At 43.5% G+C, this 24,128-nt stretch carries 10 protein-coding genes and 2 tRNA genes; 7 read left to right on the top strand and 5 right to left on the bottom strand.

Annotated features, from left to right (window positions below; translation table 11 throughout):
* Window positions 1–209 precede the first annotated feature (209 nt).
* The 5 genes from GA0116948_RS15005 to GA0116948_RS14985 form a co-directional block, all read right to left on the bottom strand.
* Window positions 210–494 (bottom strand): hypothetical protein, encoded by a 285-nt coding sequence (locus GA0116948_RS15005; RefSeq protein WP_089713676.1) that lies wholly within the window; start codon window positions 492–494, stop codon window positions 210–212.
* Window positions 495–519: 25 nt separating this feature from the next.
* Window positions 520–1,761 carry an ATP-dependent Clp protease ATP-binding subunit ClpX gene (clpX, locus tag GA0116948_RS15000; protein WP_089713675.1) on the bottom strand — a complete coding sequence of 414 codons (1,242 nt, stop codon included), beginning with the start codon at window positions 1,759–1,761 and terminating at the stop codon, window positions 520–522.
* A gap of 151 nt (window positions 1,762–1,912) precedes the next feature.
* On the bottom strand, window positions 1,913–2,614 hold the full coding sequence (clpP, locus tag GA0116948_RS14995) for an ATP-dependent Clp endopeptidase proteolytic subunit ClpP (protein ID WP_089713673.1): 702 nt from the start codon (window positions 2,612–2,614) through the stop codon (window positions 1,913–1,915).
* Window positions 2,604–3,986 (bottom strand): trigger factor, encoded by a 1,383-nt coding sequence (tig, locus tag GA0116948_RS14990; protein ID WP_089713670.1) that lies wholly within the window; start codon window positions 3,984–3,986, stop codon window positions 2,604–2,606. Before tig ends, clpP begins: the two co-directional genes overlap by 11 nt.
* Window positions 3,987–4,742: 756 nt before the next feature.
* A tRNA-Leu gene (locus GA0116948_RS14985) sits at window positions 4,743–4,824 on the bottom strand.
* A gap of 441 nt (window positions 4,825–5,265) precedes the next feature.
* On the opposite strand from GA0116948_RS14985, the gene GA0116948_RS14980 reads away from it, so the two are divergent.
* From GA0116948_RS14980 to GA0116948_RS14950, 7 genes are all read left to right on the top strand, one after another.
* Window positions 5,266–5,338: transfer RNA gene (locus GA0116948_RS14980), tRNA-Ala, on the top strand.
* 345 nt (window positions 5,339–5,683) lie between these two features.
* Entirely contained in the window at window positions 5,684–6,196 is a 513-nt protein-coding gene (locus GA0116948_RS14975) for a metallophosphoesterase family protein (protein ID WP_205686149.1), read from the top strand.
* Between the two features lie 238 nt (window positions 6,197–6,434).
* Window positions 6,435–10,931 carry an AAA domain-containing protein gene (locus GA0116948_RS14970; protein WP_089713668.1) on the top strand — a complete coding sequence of 1,499 codons (4,497 nt, stop codon included), beginning with the start codon at window positions 6,435–6,437 and terminating at the stop codon, window positions 10,929–10,931.
* 432 nt (window positions 10,932–11,363) lie between these two features.
* Entirely contained in the window at window positions 11,364–16,913 is a 5,550-nt protein-coding gene (locus tag GA0116948_RS14965) for a TolC family protein (RefSeq protein ID WP_089713667.1), read from the top strand.
* Window positions 16,914–18,578: 1,665 nt separating this feature from the next.
* Complete coding sequence (locus GA0116948_RS14960) at window positions 18,579–19,649, top strand: efflux RND transporter periplasmic adaptor subunit (protein ID WP_089713665.1); 1,071 nt, start codon at window positions 18,579–18,581, stop codon at window positions 19,647–19,649.
* An 11-nt stretch (window positions 19,650–19,660) separates the two neighbouring features.
* Window positions 19,661–22,774 (top strand): efflux RND transporter permease subunit, encoded by a 3,114-nt coding sequence (locus GA0116948_RS14955; RefSeq protein WP_089713664.1) that lies wholly within the window; start codon window positions 19,661–19,663, stop codon window positions 22,772–22,774.
* An 11-nt stretch (window positions 22,775–22,785) separates the two neighbouring features.
* Window positions 22,786–24,075: a TolC family protein gene (locus tag GA0116948_RS14950; RefSeq protein ID WP_089713662.1), complete on the top strand. Its 1,290-nt coding sequence runs from the start codon at window positions 22,786–22,788 to the stop codon at window positions 24,073–24,075.
* Window positions 24,076–24,128 lie beyond the last annotated feature (53 nt).

Here is a 24,128-nt window from a genome sequence, read left to right as displayed (position 1 = left end):
CATCCAGACTACGATGGATGCTTTTTATTTAGAATGTTTTGAACCTGTAACAGACCCCACATTATTGAGAATACAGAAAGGCTGGACTTCATGGTCCGGTCTTTTTATTTATAGGAAGGTTTTTTGCATGGAGGCAATTGTAAATGGCCGGTTGGCGCAAAAAAAAAGCGGATGCTTACGCACCCGCTTTTAATTGCAATTTTATCGCGTTATTTCTTTTCTTCTTCGCCGTTGTTAAACAGGCCAGACACCTTGTCTTTCAGATCATGTGCCCAGTCTTCTGCTTTATCTTTAGCTTGTTCCAGGTAATCAGCGGCATCGTCTTTTTTCTCTGCCACCTTCTGACCGAAGTTGGAGAACCAGGATTCTACAGTTCCGGCAATGCCAGCGGGCAATTTGCTTTTTACATACTCTTTTACCGTGCCGAGTGCTTTGTGGGCCTGCTCTTCGGTAATACCGGCTTCCGCCTTGATTTTGTCGATCAGCTCTTGCATAGCTTTATTTTTATAAGGTGAGCAATTAAGCTACTTTCAGTTTAACCAGCGTACTATTTTCCAATTTTTGTTGGGCATACGCCTTGTCTAAGTGGAAAACGGTTTCGTTGGTGGAGGGCAGTTCAAACATGGCATCGCTCATTACGATTTCGCAGATAGAGCGGAGGCCACGGGCACCCAGTTTGTATTCCATCGCTTTTTCCACGATATATTCGATCGCGTCGTCGGCAATGGTGAGAGCAATGCCTTCCGCCTTGAACAGCTTCTGGTATTGTTTTACCAGGGCGTTGCGGGGGCGGGTAAGGATGGCCTTCAGCGCGTCTGCATCCAGTGAGTTCAGGTAAGTCACTACGGGCAGGCGGCCCAGCAATTCGGGGATAAGCCCAAAAGATTTCAGATCCTGCGCATTTACATAACGGAGTATCTGTTTTTTATTTTCTTCTTCTTTCTCCTTGTTCACATTAAACCCAATGGAGTGGGTTTGCACACGGCGGCTAATGATCCTATCCAGGCCATCGAATGCGCCACCGCAAATGAAGAGGATATTAGAAGTATTGATCTTAATAAGTTTCTGTTCAGGGTGTTTTCGACCACCTTGCGGTGGAACCAGCACTTCGGTGCCTTCCAGCAGTTTCAGGAGGCCCTGTTGTACGCCCTCGCCGCTTACATCGCGGGTAATGGAGGGATTGTCACTTTTGCGGGCAATCTTATCAATCTCGTCGATGTATACGATACCACGTTCTGCGGCTTCCACGTCGTAGTTGCATACTTGCAGCAGGCGGGTAAGGATGCTTTCCACATCTTCGCCCACATAACCGGCTTCGGTGAATACGGTGGCGTCTACAATGGCAAAGGGAACGTTGAGCAGTTTAGCGATCGATTTGGCCAGCAGGGTTTTGCCCGTACCGGTTTCGCCCACCATAATGATATTGGATTTTTCAATTTCCACCTCGTCTTCTTCCACTTGCTGGTTGAGGCGTTTGTAGTGGTTGTATACCGCTACTGCCAGGATCTTCTTGGCATCATCCTGTCCGATCACGTATTCATCCAGGAAAGTTTTGATTTCCCGGGGTTTAGACACTTTAGGTACGAAATGGAACGGCCCTTCTTTTTTCTTATTGGCATTCTGAAAAAGTTCCTGCTCAATGATCTCCTGTGCGTTTGTTACGCAGTTTTCGCAAATGTGTCCTTCAGCGCCGGCGATGAGTATCTGTACATCGTCTTTACTACGTCTGCAAAAGGAACAGTGTATTTTCGATTCTTTCATCAGTGATTTTTAGCGGGTATTTGGATTATGAGCATGGTAGCGTCCGGTTAGGAGGCTGCCAGCTCACAAATTTACGGGAAAAATCCGCGTAACCCATCAAAGAAAACGGTCCCGCCGGGGAGGGCGGGACCGTCAGCTATTTTTCAATTATTTATTGCTGGGGAGCATCCGTCTTTTTACGGGGGTTCTTGTCCAGTACATCGTCGAGTATGCCATATTCCTTGGCTTCATCGGCGGTCATCCAGTAGTCGCGGTCTGCGTCTTTTTCCACTTTCTTCACGGGCTGGCCGGCGTGGGTGGCGATGATCTCGTTCAGTTCTTTCTTCAGCTTGATAAATTCACGCGCCGTGATCTCGATATCGGAGGTCTGACCTTCCGCACCACCATGGGGCTGGTGTATCATAACGCGGGCGTGTTTCAGTGCCGTACGTTTTCCTTTGGCACCTGCCACCAGGAGTACAGCGCCGAAGGAGGCGGCCATACCGGTACAAATGGTGGCTACATCTGGCGCTACCAGTTGCATGGTGTCGTAAATACCAAGGCCTGCATACACGCTACCACCGGGGCTGTTAATATACATCTGGATATCGCGGGCGCGATCTACAGATTCCAAAAACAGGAGCTGGGCAGTAATAATGTTGGCAACATAATCTGTTACCGGGTCTCCCATAAAGATGATGCGGTCCATCATCAGTCGGGAGAATACGTCTAGCTGGGCGATCTGCATGGGGCGCTCTTCAATAATGTAGGGCGTCAATGAGTTGATCTGGTGCTTGGTGTAGCTGTCTACCACCAGGCTTGACATGCCTCGGTGCTGTATGGCGTATTTTCTAAATTCGTTATTAATGTTCATGATGGTGATGATGTTTATTTGGCAATTTAACAAATTCTTCTGCTGAAATTTCCTCTTCTTTAATATTCACCTTAGTTTCTGCGTAGTCGAACAACTTTTGTGTGATCATCTCCCGGTAAGTCTGGTCAACGAATTTTTCGTCGCGTAGCAGGTTGTCCAGGTAGCTGTCCAGCCACTCGGCGCCGGCTACGGCTGCACCACCGAAATGGCCCAGCAATTTAGTTTTGGCGGCTTCTTTCAGTTCTTCGAAAGAAACTTCCATGTTATTATCGCGGATCAGTTTATCGCTAATCAGGGTCCAGCGGAGCTGGTGGTCGAAGTTAGGGTACTCCCTTTCAGCTTCGTCGGCGGTCTTTGGCTTTTCGCCCCCTACCTGTAACCAGCGTTTCAGGAATGCTTTAGGCAGATCAATGGGCGTTTCATGCACCAGTATCTCGAACAGTTCATTGTGCAAAGTATTACGGCTCTCCTGTGCCCAGTAGGTTTCAATTTCCGATTTCAGTTTGTTGCGGAAATCTTCTACGGTTACGAGATTGTCGTTTGGATATACTTCTTTGAAAAATGCTTCGTTCAGTTCTTTCTTTTCAATCACCTGTACTTTGGTGATGTCTAGTTTGAAATATTTCTTAGCAGCTGCTGCATCATCTGCGTCGAGGCCCAGGTCTTTCAGAATATAGGCCAGGCGTTCTGCATCAAAAGAGCTTTCGAGTTGAAATACTATACTGTCGCCGGTTTTCTTGCCTTTCAACTTTTCAACAATGGCGGGGGAGAAATATTTTACAAGGAGTGAATTGTCTTTTTTGATACCACCTTCAATTACGTTGCCATTAGCATCCGTTTCTTCGAAGGTTACATTTACTACATTTTCGCCATCGGTAATGGTGTCGCCATCGGTGATATTGCCACCTTTCAGTTGCATGCGTTCTACTTCCTCATCCACCATTTTATCACTCACCTTGATTTTATAGCGGGTAAGATTGGTCTTGCCGTTTTCCAGCGGAGTTACTTCGATGGCGGGTTTCAGGCCGATTTCGAAGTTAAATGAATATTCTGACGGAGTATTAAAATCGAAGTCATTGGCAGTTCTTTCCAGCGGAATGGGCTGGCCAAAGATATCCAGTTTTTCTTCCTGCATGTAGTTACCCAATTTGGCTTCTACAGCTTTGATCACCTCATCTGTGAAGATGGCCTGGCCGTGCATCTTCTTTACCATGCCAGCGGGTACCATGCCTTTGCGAAAGCCGGGTATGTTGGCGGTTTTGCTGAATTGTTTTACGGCCTTGTCAAAATTTGGAAGGTAATCTTCCTGATTCACTTTAACAGTGATCTTATCATTCAATAAACCAATATTCTCTCTGGTTACGGTTGCCATAATTAATTAAAATATAAGTGTTGTAGATGAAGCAATAATGATTCCTTAATTTGTTTTGCTGCCAGAAGGTCACAAAAGCACGAAAGATTGACAGCCATGGCTAGTTACTCGGTAAGCCCGTGCCTTAATGGCCTGCAAATACCTGACCTGGAGGCTGGATGGTGAGGGTTGTTTCACCTGTATTTGTGCTCAAAGTCCTGGCAGGCGGTAAAGGTGGTGACGGGATCAAGATAGAGCTGTTATTTTAAATTTATTCTTAGCAGTTTAAAAATTAATTAAAATAGTTATGTGTAAAATTTGTTTTATTCTGAACCGCGAAGGTAAGTTTTCCCCCTACAAAATCAATGGATTGGCTGATAGGTAATTCGGCATGGGGAAATGCCCGTACCAGTGGGTGGCATATTTATAGGTGATAAATAGAGCGTTGGGAAGTTTTGCTTGGCTAATATTTGTTAGTGATTTAGGGCAGCACTATGGGTTATCAACTAATTGCCGTTACAGCCCGTATCATTATAAATAGGGACATTATAAAATTTTCAGTTTTCAAAAGACCTGGATGGAATGTATGCTTTAGGATTGCCTGGAAAGTGCCTCAGCAGTTAACGAGATGGTGCTTATACAGCGGAAATAATAGTAAAACAAGATCAAGATAGCTGTACACGCTGCTTCATGGATTAATCTAGGGGTATTTCATAATAGGTTAACTGGGATAATTATACCTGTAAAAAAAAGAGGGGATCTTACAATCCCCTCTAGTGCGGATGATAGGACTCGAACCTACATACCGTGAGGCACCAGATCCTAAGTCTGGCGTGTCTACCAATTTCACCACATCCGCATAAATAATTTCCTTCTATTGGTTTGAAGGATTGCAAAGGTATTCTTTTTTGTGAATTAAAAAAATGGAAAGGGCGCGCTGGTATGGGATATCAGGTTCTGGACATGCCTTTGACTGAATTGTATTGAAAACGGACAAGAAATAGTCCGGATATGGACGGAAGGCAAGAGGATTTTTAAGGTAAAACACTGATAAACAATGCAAAACCTGTGTGGCATGATCCATGCAAAACGGGGGATAGCATATTTCTCCTTACGCCAAATAAAGATAAATTTAATCTTATTGAGATAACTGTTTTTGTTAGAAGAACCCTCAAGGGTTCATATTGTGGTATTTAAACGGCCTTGCAAATCATTGCGAGGCATTTATTAGGGAAAGGGGAAGAAAAAATTTGTTATTTCAATTAAAGCTATAAATTTGCACTCCCATCGCCTAAATAATGGGGGATTAGCTCAGTTGGTAGAGCGCTTGCATGGCATGCAAGAGGTCAGCGGTTCGAACCCGCTATCCTCCACGAAAGTTAAAAGCGTCAAATTCTTTATCAATAAGGGTTTGACGCTTTTTTGTTGTTTGCATATCCTTCATCTCCTACACTTTGAATTCCCTAAAATACCCTATTGGCGCTAAAAAATGGGCTATAAATCCAAAACAAAAAAAGGAGAGATCAGCATTGGTAATCATTAAAGCATGATAGCAATATAATAGTCTCCAGACAAGTATGCCAGGCTTATTATTGGGGTCTAAGATTTATGCTATATACTTCATACACCTATTCTTCTTTACAGTCTCTGGTAAGATAGAAGAGAAAAATAAGATATTAATAAAGAAAATGTAATTTTAGAAACCTATAATCCCAAAAATGAAGTTACTCCATACTGCTGACTGGCACATTGGCCAGCTTTTCCATGAATATGACCGAACCTATGAGCATCAGTCATTTTTGAGCTGGTTGCATGAAACCCTTATAGCAGAGAAAATAGCCGTTTTACTCATCAGCGGCGATATATTCAATCTGTCCAATCCTTCAGTAGTATGTGTCAAAATGTTTTACAGGTTTCTGAAACAGGCGGAGACGGTCAACCCCGATCTGCAAATAATTATCACTGCGGGTAATCACGATTCGGCGGCACGGTTGGAATCTCCAAAGCCGCTGCTGGAAGCATCTAACATACATGTCATTGGTCTTGTTGAGAAGAAAGATGATGGCAGCATTGATTATGAAAAGCTCATCATCCCGCTGAAAGATAAGGATGGGACAACCAAAGCCTTGTGCCTAACTGTTCCCTTTTTACGCATGCGTGACTACCACAATATTGCTGAAGCCGAGAACCCTTATGCAGCAGGCGTTGCCGCCTTTTATGCCGAGGCTTAGAATTGTGCCAGTGCTAAGAAACAGGCCGACCACCCCATCGTGTGCATGGGCCACCTGCAAGCACAGCACACTGATACCGCCGATGTAGATCAGTCCGTAGAACTGCGCCATCATGGGCGGTGTGGAATGTATTGGCGCAACGGCTTTCCATGAGGATATCCGCTTTGTAGACCTTTATATATCTATAAAAGCAATATAATTATATATTTATAAATTATATCTTATTAAAATATTTTTTATGCCCTCAAAAGTTTTTCTCCAAAGTTTGCAAAGTAAATTGAAGGGAGGGAATATAAGATCAATTCACTTGAATGCCTTACCGGGAAGATTAGCGACCCGGTTCGATTTAAAGCAATTTGATGTTATTGAAGAGGGGCTTGCTCATAGTTTTTTAGGCACCTTATTAAGCAAATCAAACTTTGAGTTCAAGGTATCATTTGATAAGATAGACTTGAATAAAACAAATGCAGAAACGCAAAAGAAGCTAGGAGTTATTGCAAAGCGGCTGAACACGATCATCATTGAGAATGAAGATTACTACAAAGAGCATGGTATAAAGACACTGGGATTTGGCTACCCCGTGCTTATCAAAAGATCTTCAAAAGACCCGGCAAAGATCATTAAGGCGCCGCTGTTTATCTGGCCGTTAGAAGCGGTCAAATCAAAAAATAAAGTAAATGAATGGTCCTTTTTAAGGAATAAGCTTATTCAGCCCAATGGGAAAATAGCAGACGCAGATATTCATTCCGTAAGTATCAATGAAGTGTTGCTTTCCTTCATTAAAGGCGAGGACAATATCACTCTGCCCCATCTCACCAATGAAGCATTAGAAGATGCGCTCATTGACAGGAAGGAACTTGTGGATGCTTGTGCAGAAGTACTGCAATCACTTAATGCCAACAGTAAAGAGGATATCCTGAAGACGCTCAACAGAAACTTTGAAATACCTGTAAACGTTTTGCCTGATGCAGCACAAATAGATGCGATTGCCAACAATACAGCCTATATCCATTTTGGTGGTGTTTTTGGACTGTTCAGGACGCAAAAAGAAAGTATTATCACAGATATAACTAAATTGCTCGACCGCTTTGATGAATTTGAGTTTGACGACCTCAAAGTTGAGAATCTTTCTACCACGCCTTTTAGCGCCGTTCCTACCGACCCAAGCCAACAGGCGATAATTAGTACCCTGGGTATGGATGCCAACCAGATAATTCAGGGCCCACCAGGAACCGGTAAAAGCCAATCGTTGACAGCACTCATCACCAATGCGCTTGCCAATGGATTGAAATGCCTTGTCGTTTGCGAGAAAAAAACAGCGCTGGACGTCATTAAAACTAATATTGAACGGGCCAATACAGAGATGGGAGCGTTGGTAGGTGTTATTGACGATGTGAATGACGATCGCGAGGCTATTATTGACTCTGTAAGAGATCGGCAGAATGGGATACCCTTTTCTATTTCCCTACGGCAGGCGCAAAACCAGTATGATACTCTCAAGTCCCAGTTAAAAGAATCAGCAACAGCAATCAACACCCAGCACAAGGCATTAGCGAAAACCATCTATGGCGACAAGATGTGGTCGCAGATAGTAGGCCGGTATCTGGCGCTAAAAAAGAAATACCCTGAGCTGCCGCTGAAGAATGTCTTGGCAACCCGTGATTTTCGTTTTGCTGAAGATGAGTCGGAACTTGACGCAATACTTACCCTGCTAAAGCGCGGAAATAACTTATTCAACCAATCAAATAATGTTCACAGTGTTTTCCAGTCACTAACAGATGACCTTTTTGCAGATCAGGCCGTGGGAACAGCGCGGGTAAAAATCGAAGATTTTAGCGCCTATGCATTGCAACAAATACCTGCACTAGAAACGAATATTCAAGCGCTTCAGGTATCCGGTAAGCAATGGGCGGATGTGTTCCTGAATGGAATGCCGGATGTGATACGGCAGGAACTAAATTTACACCTGGCATTCTGCATCGGCGATCGGCTCAATGCTGATCCACTGCCCAACTCATTCATCCAGGAACAGAAAATAGAGCAATTAGTTACAGCCTTGCAAACATTGCTTTTCAAAGCACAAAAGATGAGACAGCAATATGATGATGCCTTGCAGCATCACTACAACAGCTACTACAGCGATTTGAGCAAAGCCCTGTCCATCTACCTTGCCTACGCCGACGACACTATTGCACGATACGGCAACAGCCTGCTAGATAACAGCCGAGGCGCAAAGTTCAAGACAAGCTTATTGAGCATATTCTCCGGAAAGTACAAGCAGATCAAACAAAATCGCCTCGAATTAAGGAGCCGCATCACACAGGTAAGAGCAGCACATCTTCAGCGAAGCTATATCGAGCATCAGTATAACGACCACACAGAAACAACCGATCTGAATACCTACCTCGTCAATGTTAAAGAACTGCACCTTAAAACAGAAAGCTGGGCTAAAGCATACCCTGAGACAATAAGCAATTTTCTTTCCAACATCAATGAACATCACTTTCATGCCGATTTAGATTCACTGAAAGCAGAGGTCAACCCTTTGCTACAGCAATTTCACAGCCTGAAGCAAACAATAATTACTGACTATGGCGTAGTACCCGTTACACCTGTCCCTGACATTAACGCACTGATTATAGCCGTACCCTACCTGGTAGAAAAGTTAAATGATCAGCGCAAGCATTTCAATACCTTCCGCGGTCAGTGGGACAACAGATCCAAATCCTATCAAAAGCTGGCAGATACTTTCAAGGATATAGAAAGTAACAGGCGTGCCGGTACAATAACGAATGGCTTATTTGCACCGTATTCCAGCCTTCAGGCAGCACTCGGTGTATGTGATAAGATAAAAGGCACAGCGACTGTATTCCATGAGCACCTGAATGATTTCAGGGTGTATCATGAATGGAAGTCATTCTTCCTGGGCTTGGATAAGTCACAGCAAGCACTTCTTACCATCATAAGCTCACACATTGAAGGTGAATGGGCAGCAGCTTTTGAATGCTGGTATCTATTTTGGATACTTTCACTGAACGAGCCGCCACACCTGCCTAAAGATGATTATGAACTGCAGCAATACAAGCAGCGAAAAGAAGCATTTAAATCCGCTCAGCTGAATAGCATCATCGCCCGGTGGACGGAGCGGCAGGCTGCCAGTGTGCGAGACTTCAAAGCAAAAGGACAGGCTGTGAACAGCCTTTTTAATAAGAAAGGGACCAAGGGAATGCGGCGGAATTCCTTACGCACAATTGTGAAAAGAGCGTTTGAGCTATTCACCGATTTCTTCCCTGTATTATTGCTAAACCCTTCCGTTTGCAGTTCTATTTTACCGTTAGAGGAAGGCATTTTCGACCTGGTAATCTTTGATGAAGCCAGCCAGCTACGCCTGGAAGATACTTATGCGGCACTGATCAGGGGAAAAGCAAAAATTGTTTCCGGCGACAAACACCAGATGGCACCATCCTCTTATTTTGAAGGAAGCGGCGCTTTGTTAGATCCTGTTGATGAGGAGAGTGAAGATTCTGACGAAGAAGCGTCAGCGGAACGGAGTGCTTTGCAGGCGACCCATCTTAATCTCGCAGACAGTGAGTCCTTACTGGCTTATGCTGTGGACAAAGGGTTTATAGAATCTTACCTGAAAGTGCATTACCGATCCCAGCATCCTTACTTGATTGATTTCTCCAATCACGCTTTCTACGGCAACAGGCTCATGCCTGTTCCTGCCAAAGAAGACTACATACCCATAGAATACCTGCAGGTGGATGGCCTGTATGAAGGGCAGGTCAATAAACAGGAAGCGCGGAGAGTAGTGGCATTATTGCAGCAAATCATGAAGGATGCCAAGGGTGAAATACCCAGTGTAGGTGTAGCCACCTTCAATATCTACCAGCGCAACTTGATCCTGGAAGAATTGAGCTACGAACGTCAGGTGGATCCGACGTTCGACAGCCTGATGGCTAAGGCTGAAGATTCTTTCTTTGTAAAAAACCTGGAAAACATTCAGGGCGATGAGCGGGATATCATCATTCTGTCTACTACATTTGGCAGAAAAGCCAATGGATCGTTCAGCCAGAGCTTTGGTCCCATCATACAAGGCAAAGGGCATAGAATGCTTAATGTTATCATTACCCGTGCGCGGTCTAAGGTATATCTGTGTACTTCCTTCCCGCAGGAGTATGTAAGCCTGTACCCGCAGCTTATCCAGCAAAAGGGGAATAAAGGCAGGGGCATTATGTATGCCTATCTTACCTACGCAAAAGCGGTAAGCGAAAGAAACGAAGAACTGCGCCAGGGCATCCTTCAGTTATTGAGACAATACTGTTCCGACAAACATTACGATACCACAGAAATCAGCCTAGGTTCTGAATCTCCTTTTGAAGACGAAGTCTACGAACGGCTCGCACAGCACATTGGCGCAGACCGTATAGTACAGCAGCATTCCGTAGGTGGCTTCAGGATCGATATGGTCATAAAGCGGAAGGGCAGCCAAATACCACTCATTGCGTTGGAATGTGACGGCGCTAAATACCATAACAGCCCGGAAGCCTATGCCTGGGATGGCTTCCGGCAGGAACAGCTGGAACGTTACGGATTTATTTTCTACAGGATATGGTCTACTAAATGGTGGGATGCCGCAGATCGTGAGTTAGAGCTGCTGCTTGATTTTATTTACCAACAGGATGCTACCATGGCTACCGTGCCTAATCATACAAGCCTGCAATCCGAAAACTAATAACTATCCCGATGCTAACCTAACACCGGTTAATCCTTTCATGAAATGCACGATACGCTGGAACCTTGTCTGACAGGAATCATCTGGAAAGAAGTAAATGCTGGTGGCTCCCGTGTTTTATAACGGGCAAACGTACCATATCCATAACCCTTACAATAGAAATGTCCATTTGTAAAGGAACGCTGCTTTTAAAATTTATTATTATGATGTTTATTACCTTGTTTGATAAAATAGTTACCTACAATTTATTCTTACCAGTTTAAATAGGAATAATTTGATTACTTAATCAGTTTTTATATTTTGGGCTTAATTAATTAGAATATCCTATGGAAAAATGTTGACAGGACATGCTATAAATAGTTTAACCAGATCTGCCAATTATGGAATTGTTATGCAGATTGGATACAATATAAATGGAAAATACCCTATAGAATGCCTCAATTTAATCAGATTACCGAAACCCACAACGGAGAGGCGGTTACCAGATACCGGCTGGACAATCAACCCGAAAATTATGTGTGCCTTAAATGGAATAAGGCGGCTATTGGTACATTTATCGAGTATGGTGTTTATACGGATAATGAAAGAAATAATGCCAGGCATGTACTTAATCAACTGGTGGATGTTCCGGAATGGTATGTGAGAGTCAATGACCTCCGGCAGTTCCATGGAATAACTGCGTGGCCGGACTATTTAACATTTTATGTGCTGCTCAACGACCATGATATTGCCGGAATAAGAATTCAGTCAAGCACCGTGCTCCAGTCCAGGGTTATTAATGCTCTTTTAAATCTATGCTCTGTTATTGAACGGGGCAACCGGACATTTACACCCAAATTAGCCTTAGAAAATGGAAATGAGCGCATACGTTGGGTATGCAATGAACCGTCTATAAGCTCCATTGTTTTTTGCCAGGTTATGGTTTCCCATAAAACCCTCTTAGATGCCGCTAAATTTCTGTTAAGCGCTAATGATTTCAGGAAACTTTATGAAATCATCACACACGATTTGAACTGGTATGTAAACGTGGCAGAACTATCTTCGCAAAATAAGGGCGACCTGACCCTTTACTGTGATTTATTTGACATTCATCTAAGATTGCAGGATAGTAGGTATATTAAATGGATTGATAGTTTCAGGATCCAGGCAGAAGAATGGACCCCTGCAAAGTTTCAGGCAGATTCCAACAATATCTTTGGACGGTTTTATAATTACCCGGAAGATATTCCTCCCCAAATTAAGTATTACCTGATTTCTTCGGATACAAAAATAAAAGACATTTTTAAGGATATTATCAGTAAAAAGGTAGTTCATCACTTCTGGCAGCAGCGCGATCAATTAGGCAATGATCTGAAAGAGGTGTTTATCGGAACTGATTTTAGGACAGCGATTGATCATCAAACCTATACTAACTACCATTTTGATGGTAGGAAGGTCGATGGGCAAAACTTACCCAAAGAGTTGGTAGATCAGTCAGACTTTACCAGCCATTCGGAAATACGGCAAGCTACCACTGTGATCAATGCAAGCAAACTAAAGGTAGCCGGTGGTTTGGATAGACGTCCAAGCCAGGATGCATTGATGGCTAAAAACAGTGCCAATGCGATAGCCAATGCTGCATATGGCCAGGGCATGAGTGACGTACGGGCGTTCGAGTGGCTTCACCTCATCGCATTTTCTTTTGGGCTTGGTACAGCAGATAAATTGGAAACAGCGCAAATTGCGGATAATTTGGTGTTGGGTACAGCCGCCGCTAATTCCCAAATGCTTATCTATGAAGCCAGTATCAAATCAATCATTCAAGCTGACCCTCAGTTGCTGGCGGAAGTGAGTGTATTGGTAAAACATCAGAAAATAAAGGATAATTTATATGCGAGATGGTTGGTGTCAGAAATTTCCTATCACATTACCTTTTTAAAGAACAACCAAACCGTAGCTAAGTTTCAACTAGTTTTCAATCCTTTCCACGCCTTTCAACCCTCTGTGGGAGAATATCTGCTGGTAAAGCAACAGTTTGCCAAGATTGTTTTGCCGAAAAAGGTGGCTGCGCATTTGTTGGCAGAAGACCTAAATCAATTACAAGCGGTAGCACCCTTAGGAAATGTATCCGCATTTGATTTGGGAAACGGTGTGCACTTTAACAACCTGGAAAGGCTGAAAACGGGTGAACCTCCTAATACGGGCAACTATTCCACACTTACTGGCATATCGGGTACCGATGGAGAGCTGTTTAAAGCACAGGTCTCCCTATTGGGAGGCAGCAATCTGCCAGCGAAATTTGCCCGCTTGTCCAACCGCTATATAGAAGCACACATTGAATGGCATGAAGATTCATTTCACCTGGAACAATTGTTTCCGGATATACAAATAGATGCCGGGCAGTTCTTCGTTTTTGAAAACGTGAGCTTCGGGCTTAAAAAGGTAGAAGGGTCTGACAGCAGTACACAAGCCTTTTTTCAAGGAAATCTGAAGATGGATGAAGGTTTGTTGGCCAGCATTCGGGATGCCCTGCACATCCAGGGGATGCCTTTATTGAGCGGAACAGTAGATCTGCAGCCGGGAGATACGCTGGATAAGCCTCTCAGCGCCCGTGGCTTTGAATTTTCCATCCAAACGGCTTTATCGGCAGAGATTGTGGAAGGCCTGAGCCTTACGGATATCAAGTTGGCCATTATTGGCTATCCAACGCTGGATTTTAAGGATTTAAAAAACTCCTGGGGTGCTGGATTGGATGTGAACGCTACCTTGCAGCTTGGCTTTTTAGGAACACCACAGCCGGTTGACCTGCATGCCAGGTTAACGATAGATCAACAACAGGTGGGGCTTTATGCAACAGCCGAGCACGTGGAAGGGTTATTTGGCTTGAAAAATGTGAGCCTGGACCTGCTGGACGTAAGTCTGGTGTTTGGGCAACAAACAGCATTGATGGCCACCCTTCATTGGCGAAGCAGCATTGGCTTACTCAGCTTTGCCGGGCATTTAAGCAGCGATGCCTCTGCCGTGCAGGCCAGCTTAGAATCCTTTTCTTTCCAGAACCTGGCCTATCTGTTTGCCGATATAACCGGCATCGTTCTGCAGGCGCCTGCAGTGGACATTACCTTAGAAAAACTAATCCTTAGCCTGGCCACCAACGAGTGTCAGCTGAATGGTACCACAATTCCCAAAGGCATCCACTTTCTATGCAAAGTAAGTATTGGGGAAGTGATCGCTGAAGTGGACGCTATCCTTGACAGCACCCATTTGTTGTTTAGAGGAGAAATACAAAACCTTACCATCGGGGGCGTCATGGTGGAAGATGCCGAGCTTTGCCTGGACCTATACGGGGCGGGCAGTGAGCACACTTCCGAAGTATATATAAAGGGCAAGATCAAAAAAGGCGAGGTTACCGTTACCTGCAAAGCGGCTTACTATAAAATGAAGGATACCTGGAACATGGTGGCGTATGGTGAAGTGGAAGCACCGGTCTTTATGCTTAGCACACTGATACCCGCAGTGAAGGATTCCTTTGTAGATGCCTTGAAATTTAACAAATTCGGATTGATGCTGGCCAAGGAAAATGCAGCAGAAACGATCACGGATTTTCCATATCCGGTTAAGAAAGGACTGCAGGCCGTAGCCATTGTGGACGAAATTGTGCCGCTTAGCAAACTAACAGGCACCAAACAAAGCGGTCTTCAATTTACGGCACAGTTGGGAGAGGAGATATCCATGGCTATCAGCATGCCCGAAGCCACCTTGCAGCTGGGAAGGCACATTCTTTGCGAACCTTTCCAGATCGGCATAGAACTACGGCCAAAGGTGGCTTTTCTGTTGCATTTTCCCATAGCGGTTATATTAGATAATCAAACGCTTCACTTTGTCGTGGCACTTGATATCGGTATGCTGGAAGCAACTGCATCCTTGTCCGAAACCACCTGGTGGGACGAACCTTTTGGATTGAGGAATTTACGTGTTGGGCCGGCACTGGCTGTTCAACTGGGCATCAACTATGCGCAATTCGCCAGTACGGGTTTTCCCTCCCAATTTGGTATTGCAGGAGGGCTCGAATTCGGGGATATCCAGGCCCAGATGGCCGTGAATGTGGCCACAGATCCCAGCAAGTTCATCCTGTTCGGCGAATTGGATAAGCTGACACCCCAGAAATTGATAACAGCCATCAATAAATGTTTTAATGCAGGCATCCCTGAGAAAAATGTTCCAGACTTCTTCCAACTCGAGCAATTAAAACTCTATATAGCCCCGAACGGTGGCAGCATTGGAACCATTACCTACGAGGCAGGGTTTAGCTTTGCTGCCAATATTAAAATTTTTGACAAAGAGTTCTCGCTTTTTGCCAGTATTGGAAGCAATGGCCTGAAGGCTAAAGGAAGCTTATCCGCCCTATCAATTGGTCCGCTGGAAATTCATGGGTATGAAAAACAAAATATCTCCCTGGAACTAGCCATCACTTCCCAGGAACAACTCTTCCATTTCGATGGGGCCATCAGCTTGATGGGATTAAGTTTCGGAGTATTAGTGCATTTGTCCAAAGAACTGGTCAGATTTGATTTTGAATTGCATTTTACCAAAGAATTAAGCCTGGAAATCCATGGGCAAAGTACCGGCAGCTTGTCATCGCCAGCAAGTATGGATTTTATACTGGATGGCAAATTTGAGCAGGCATTGGTGAAACATGTCACCGAACAACTGGAACAGATCTTTCATGCACTGCGTGATTCGGCTGTTCAAGGCTTGGGCGAGGCCCAGCGCAAGGTCAATGAAACGGAGGCTGCCTATCAAAAAGTTTTTGATGAAGCCAATAAAAAATTAGAGGAAACGAAAGCTGCTTATCTATCCTATGTTAACCAACTTACCCAAGCCTTAGATCAAACAAAGGCCGATTATGCTAAAGCGCTGGAAGAGGCAAAGGCTGCGGTGCAGCAGGCAAAAGCAGCCTACAACAATGCCTTAGAAAGTGCCCAGAAAACATTGGATGATGCAAAAAGATCCTACCTTCAGCAATTCACCAAAGCCCAAGAAGAGGTAGATCAGGCACAAAAAGCCTATTCCCAAGCGCTAGGCACTGCAGAGCGGGCCGTTGAACAAGCCCGGGTGGCCTATGACGGGTATATGAAAAATGCCCAACAAGGCCTTAGATCCGCAAAAGCCTATGTAGACCGGCTCAACTCCGAAATAGACAGTGCTCACCTTGAACTCAAAAAGGCCCATTGGTGGGAAGTTCATAAAGAAGCCTATTATGGAACTAAAATAGCCGCCCTGACTGTATCTCATACAGCCGCCATTGCTGCTTTGAAAGTGGCAGAAGGGGTGGTATATGCTACCAGTAAATGTACCCAGTTTGTTGCCTTTGAAGCAGCAAAAAAAGTGCTGGAAGGGGTGAAGACCGGTGGGGAGTATACTGCCTTTGAAAGTAGTAAACTTGCCCTGGGAGTAGTGAAGGCCGCGGGTGAAAAAAGTGTCGCATTGGCTCAGTTGACCGTGGAAGGCGTAGAAAAAGGTGCCGAATACACTGTGTGGATGGCCGCAGAAGCTAGTCTGATCGGAACTAAAGCAGCCGGTGAAGAAGCCATTAAAATTGCCAACATCGCCCTGGAAAATGTCCAGAAATCTGCAGCATATGCCGCTTTTGCCACTGCGGAAGCCGTTGTTACGGCAACGAAGCATGGGACCAGTGCTATAGCCTTTGAAACGGCAAAAGCCGCCCTGAAGATGGTTGAACTGCAAACCACCATCGTGTTGGATGTAGCCGCTTACGCCGTTAAATTTGCCGGACAATTATTTGATCTTCAATTATTGGAATTACATGCCCAGCTGAAAGATGTTAAGAATTTAAAGTTATTCAGGCTCCATATAAAAGGAGCCGTGGTCGGACAAAACATCGATCTTACCCTGGATGCAGATATTTCCAATATTCCTAAAATGATACAGGAAACCTGTATAGAACTGGTTAAGGAAGTACATCAACTGATTTCTCCGGCATAAGCGGATGGTTAACTAACAAAGAGTAGTTAGTTTGGAATCCTTATGATTTAGCTAATCAGCGGCCAAGATTTACGCGGGAGCTCTTAAACAGCTTCTTGCTTGTCCTTTTTTAATGTTAATATCTGAATGTAATTTTTATCCTTTTCGTTCTCTTAATTTGCTATTTAATCATTGACTCAAAAAAATCCATAAATAATCATATTGATGTTTATTGGACATTTTATTTAGTCTTTATGGGCTATGTTTGATCCTCTTAAGTTTTGAGGTAAGAATATGTCAATTCCCTTATCAGTAAATGTTAATACTTCATTTTTTTAGGACTATGGAAGCTATTTGGTAAGCTTTACTTGGTGTTTTGGAGATCCTATATATGTAATATGTATGAAATCCATGTTTGTCTGGTGAATAAAGAATAATTAGAACTCCAACAGTAACTGTTTTTCAGGGGCGAGAAAAAGATATTCCATAAAAGCCCGAACCACGCCATAACCGTGATGGAGAAATTTTTAAATCCCATCTCGACCGCCGGTGACAGAAAAGTGGTTGGATAATAGTTCAATGATATTCCCCAATTATGTTGCTGAATCGATGCTGGTGGTCCTTCTCCTTTATTGCCAAAAGTACCGTTTCCAGATAATATGCCTTGCTAAGGAAAAGCAAAGCCGTTTTACATACAGGATAGTATTGTTGTGAAATAATCCCGATTCCAATCTCATCATGTCTGCAATAACTTTTTTAACTACAGTGATATAGCATTGCTCATGACAGCCAGTAATAGGGACGGCACGGTCATTTAATTTACCATTTGTTAAAAGGCAAAAAATGATATGTTATATTTGAAAAACCAGTAAAGCAGCGATACGCAGTAGCACCAACTGAACCCCTAGAGTTTAAAGGTTTTCTACGCTAATACACTTGGACTGATGATTTCGCTGAAAAAATGGGGAATGTGTCTGCCTGCATATTCAGGGGCTGCTAAAGATAGTAAGATGGGTGTATTAATATTCATTCATTTTGGCTCAGGTGTCATCAATTCCAAACCATGGCTTCGTTGCACTACAGGATGGAAGCCAGGGAAAATACATACTCAACCATGAAGCACCGCTGGAAGGTTGGTACAATATTAGTGACGCCCTAAACTTGACTGGTATTAAATTAAATACAATGGTATACCAGGAATAAGAATAGCGTTTATTGGGAATTATTAATGTAAGGGAGAAATAGTCATGGAATGTTGGATAAAAGCATAGCCCGGAACAGATAGAATTTTCTTAATTTACAAGTAATTTCGTGTTCTTTACATAGTTTTCAGTTTTTAAGAGTAGGGTATTTAAATTTTTGAAAGCGTAGTATTTTCATAGGATTTTATAAAATGAATAAAGCTCTTTGTTAGTTATTAAAATAAATTTTATTTTTTCATGATGCTATAATCATCCAGTTATCCATGGATCAGTAGGTGATAGCCCATGTTTCCGTCACAGTATCCCTTCAACAAAGCTGGCTACGGTGTTTAGGCCTTTGAGCTGGCATGTGATTGTGTAGCAGAATGCATAATTTTTTATAAGCTATTTTAAATAATTGACGCAAATTTTGTAGAGGGTTAAAATATTTTTTTAAACACTTCAGACAAAGCACATATTTGTCTGGAAGACCGGCTAGTACAATATGAAAAACAAACTTTATCTCATAACAGGCGGTTGGATGGCCGTCCTATTGAATTGCGGTTGCGGACATAAAGTCCAACCCAAATCAACACCCGATACCATTAGCGTAAGCAGTATACAACTAGGAGGTGTAATACCTGCTACTACTGACCGGCTACAGTACGACGGTACAATCCAGGCCGACAAAACTATTAACCTGAGTTTCCAGGTTTCTGGAACTATAACATCTATTCCTGTACAAACCGGCGATTATGTGCTAAAAGGACAAAAGGTGGCGGAGATCGACGAGACGGTATACCGCAATCAGTATAATGCACAACAGGCACAGGCCAAACTAGCCGAAGAGAATTATAACCGCACCCTTGAAGTATTTAAAAAAGGAAGTATCGCGGAAATTAAGATGCTGCAAGCGCGTGCCGACTTTGATCAGGCTACTTCCGCTGCCAAGGCTAGTTACCAGAACATTGTACACACTAAATTATTTGCACCCGTAAATGGGTATATCGGTGATAAGAAAATAGAGGCAGGCGCTACCGCCAGCCCGGGCACGCCGGTTGTCCAATTGTTAGATATCCGGTCTGTGCAGGTTTTGGTAGCGATTCCGGAAAGTGAAATTAACCGTTACAAAGTAGGTAATACAGCCGCAGTTACCGTGGATGCCCTGGGCGGAGAACCCCTGTTAGGAAAGGTCTCAGAAATTGGCGTGCTTGCCCAGCAAAATAGTGCGAGTTATAATGTAAAGGTTCATTTGATTAACCCGGTAAAAGCACTCAAACCCGGTATGCTTTGTAAGATCACTTTTACTCCTGATAACCATATTGCTTCCACAGATAGCGCCAGCCATCAGGAGATTATCGTTCCGGCACAGGCTGTGCAGGTGGATGAAAAAGGCAACAATTTTGTTTTTGTAGCCGATGAAGCAGGTAAAAAGGCTTTCCGTAGGCAGGTGCAAACCGGTGCATTATATAGCAGTGGTATTGCCATAAAGAGTGGCCTAGTCGGTAGTGAGCGACTCATTACGTCGGGGTATCAGAAATTAAATGACAGCACTCCCATTATACTCAACAAATAATTCCAGGATTCATGGAAAAAAAAGGTCAAATAATTGAGTGGGCGATGCGCCATCACGTTATTCCGCTTGCGATTGCCACGGTGTTGTTTATTTTGGGTATCCTGGGCTTGTTCAATATGCCGAGAAATGAATTTCCCGATTTTACTATCCGCCAGGGTGTTATTATTGGTATGTATCCCGGCGCATCTGCTGAGCAGGTAGAAGAACAATTAACAAAGAAAGTAGAGGAATATCTCTTTAGTAATAACGAAGTTGATAAGACCAAGACCTATTCTTATTCCAGGGATGGCATGATGTACATTTTTGTGGAAGTGGCAGATCGGGTGAATGGACCTGATACCAAAGCCTTCTGGAACAAGATTAAAAATGGTATGCTACTGCTCCAGGGGCAGTTGCCCAAAGAGGTAAAGGGCTTTTATGTAAATAGTGATTTTGGAAGTACTTCTGCATTACTGCTAGCAGTGGAGTCACCTACCCGTAATTATAAGGAGCTAAAAAAGAATGTAGAAGATATAGAATCAGAGCTGCGCCGGGTAAAGGATGTCGCTAAAATATCCCATACAGGGGATCTGAATGAACAGATCAGTATATATGTAGATAATAATAAGCTACTGCAATACGGCATTACCGCCAATACCGTCATGCAGGTATTGCAAAATGAAGGAGCCGTGAGCGCCGCGGGTACTGAAAAAGGAGCCGTAATAGACCGGCCCATTCACCTGGCCAGTTTCTATAAAACAGAGGCAGACCTGGCAGACCAGATCATCCGTAGAGATGAAAATGGTAACCTTGTGAAACTAAGGGATATTGCCGTTATTAAACGGGAATATGAAGAGCCGGATGCATATATCACTTCCAACGGAACCAAAAGCATTATCATTTCGCTGGAAATGGCCAACGGAAAAAACATTGTTAAGTTCGGGAAAGAACTGGAAAAAAGATTGGACAAGGTAATTAAACACCTGCCGCCAGATATTAAACTGGTAAAATTGGCCAATCAACCGGAGGTGGTAGATGAATCCATCAGCCACTTTATGAAAGAGTTTGGCTTTGCGCTGGTCGGTGTAATTATAGTTGCCTTGCTGCTGCTGCCATTTCGAATTGCCGCAGTGGCTGCTGCTACTATACCCATTACTATTGCAGCCACCCTGGCCATCATGTATCTAGCGGGTATAGAGTTAGATACCGTTACCCTTGCAGCACTCATCGTGGTATTAGGCATCGTAGTGGATGACCCCATTGTTGTGATAGATAACCATGTGGAAAAGTTGGATCACGGTATGTCTGTATGGGATGCGGCAAAGAGCAGCGCAATAGAATTGTTTCCTTCTGTATTTACTGCTACATTGGCGATCTCCGCTACATTTTTCCCGTTGATGTTCTTTATGTCCGGGGTAGCGAAGGATTTTATCAGTGTATTTCCAGTAACAATTATAATAGCACTCAGCCTTTCCCTGGCAATCTCGATGGTGCTAGTACCTTTTTTCAATACGGTGTTCATCAAAAAAGGATTGCAGGAAAATGCAGAAAAGAAAAAAGACAAAAAATCACTGTTGGATTACTTGCAAGCATTTTTTGATAAACATGTGGGCCAGGCCATGGACCATTATGTACTCACGGTATGCTTTGGGGTGCTGGCCATAGTAATTGGCGTGGTTATAATGGCTAATATTCCCCAACAGTTGTTCCCAAAAGTAGAACGTAACCAGTTTGCTATAGAAATAAATCTACCTAGCGGTTATAACCTTACGCAAACAGACAGTGTTGTAAAGGGTATGGAGCGCATACTTGCTAAGGATGACCGTATTATGAACTACACCAGTTTTATCGGTACCAGCTCTCCTCGCTTCCATACTTTATATGCCCCTAACTTGCCGGCCAAAAATTATGCACAGGTGCTGGTGAACACCACTACGGAAAAGACAACGGAAGAGGTTATCAGCGAGTATCAGCAGAAGTATAGTAATATTTTCCCCACCGCGTATGTGCGGATGAAACAACTGAATATGGTGAATGCACCGGCTCAGATTGAAGTGAGAATAGCTGGAAATGATATTGCCACTTTAAAAGATATAGGCAATAAGGTATCAGCTATTGGTAGAAAACATCCCGAAGTGATATGGGTAAGAACTGATTATTTTGAAATGCAGGAAGGTGTTCGGCTGAATGTAAAGGATCAGGAAGCATCTCGGTTAGGGCTCACGAAAAAAGATATTGCCAATACAGTAGCGATGAATATGGATGGCCTTAATGCCACCCAAATATGGGAAGGTACTTATCCGCTGGATGTGAAAATAAAAACGCCTAAAGCCGCAAGAAGTAGTACCACCAGCTTGTTGGAGCTGAATATACCTTCTCCACAAACAAAAGCAATTGTGCCTTTAAGGCAGGTAGCCACTATTGAACCGGAATGGAATAATGGAGAAGTCGTCCGGCGAAATAGTATCCGCACTTTAACGGTGCGCATGGATATTAAGCCAGATGCCATTGCGAACCAGATATTGGCAGATATCCAGCCGGAGATCAATAAAATAAAATTACCGGATGATATGGACATCAGTTACGGCGGTGAGTTAGAATTGCAGAATGAGAACCTGGGTCCGATGGGTTTGTCTTTAATGATGAGTATAGTCTTGATCTTCCTGATCCTGATATGGCATTTTAAACATATTAAACATGCGGTGCTTAGTATTACTACGATGCCATTGAGTATACTGGGAGCGTCTTTCGGTTTGCTGGTAACGGGATATCCCTTTGGTTTTACATCTTTCCTTGGTTTATTAGCACTCTGCGGAATCGTGGTAAGGAATGGTATTATCCTGATCGATCACGCCGAAGAATTGCGTTTTCATGAAGGTAAAACAGTTAGGGAAGCAGCCATATTATCTGCAGAACGCAGGATGCGGCCTATTTTCCTTACTTCTTCTGCTGCGGCGGTCGGCGTGATCCCAATGATCTTGAGCCGTTCTTCCCTTTGGGGACCATTAGGTACAGTAATAGCGTTTGGACTAATGGTGTCCATGCTATTAACCCTTTTTGTCTTACCTACGCTTTACTGGCTGTTTTTTCGCAATATGGATAAACATCCAGCTGGCGCAACGGAAATTGCTAAGGCAAATACCTAAAAACATTAAATATGCGATTCATAATCACCACTATATTCAGCACCCTTTATTTAACTGGTTTTTCCCAGGAGCATGTGGTTTCGCTGGAACAAAGTAAAAAAGCGGCAGTAGACTACAGTTTCAGTATTAAGAACAGCAACTTGAAAATAAACTCCTCTAAGGCCGATGTGGCTGCAGCTAAATCTGATTATCTGCCTTCCTTGTCTGTTAGTGGAGTGGGACTATACGGTTTTAAAGACTTCGTGGGTGCTTATCCGCCTTTGTTAGAAAAAGGGGTCAATAATTTTTACATGGCAAGTGCCACTGCTACAGAGGCCATTTACGCTGGTGGAAAAATCCGTACGGGCAACGAACTGGCGGCATTACAATTTGAGGTAAATAAAGTTTTGTCCAGGCAATCTGTTGATTCTGTATTATTAACTACTGAACAAAAATACTGGAACATTGTAGGACTACAGGAACAAAAGAAAACACTGGTGTCTAATGCAATTTTTTTGAAAAGCCTGCTGAAGCAGCAAGAAGATATGCTGGCCTCCGGCCTGATAGCACGCAACGATCTGCTGAAAGTTAAAGTGCAACTCAGCCATTTATTGTTAAATGAAAGTAAGCTGGAGAACGGGCACCGGCTTGCGGTACTGGATTTTTGCCTCTACACGGGTATGCCCTACGATTCGCTGCTGGTGATGAAGGATACGCTTGATAATAGCCAATCGCCGGCATTAACAGACTTTGATCCGGATACTTCTCTTACCAATAATAATAATTACCAATTGCTGATTAAAAATGTGGAAGGAGAAAAGCTGCAAACCAGACTTACCAAAGGCGATTATTTGCCCTCTGTATCTGCCGGTGTTAGTGCCACAGAGGTGGGGGTAATTAAAAGAGACCTGGGCAGTTCATTTATACCCGCAGCCGTAGCTATTGTTAAAATACCGGTTTCTGATGGTTTGTGGGGTAGGGGCCGGCAAAAGTTAAAACAAAGGGCCATTAGCGAAAATATTGCGCAAAATAATTTAATTGATGGCAGTAATCAATTGAAGGTGGGCATCATGAAGAATTGGTACGACGTGAAGGATGGACTCGCGGAAATTGCTTATGCTAGGATAAATGTAGAACAGGCTACCGAAAATTTAAAGGTTAACGAAGATAATTATAAGGCGGGTCTCGCGGCGATCAGTGATGTACTGGATGCCCAGGCTGCTTACCAGCAGGCTTCATCCGACTTAATTAACGCTTATGCAACCTATGAATCAAAAATAGCTTCCTATTATTATATCATTGGTAAGATAAGTGGACGATGATAGAAGATGCGCCTGGTCCCTATTAAAATGAGTGCAGCTTAAAGGGGCATCTT

It is taken from the genome of Chitinophaga costaii, assembly GCF_900094705.1.
Classification (GTDB): domain Bacteria; phylum Bacteroidota; class Bacteroidia; order Chitinophagales; family Chitinophagaceae; genus Chitinophaga; species Chitinophaga costaii.
This window is presented reverse-complemented; position numbering and strand designations above follow the sequence as displayed.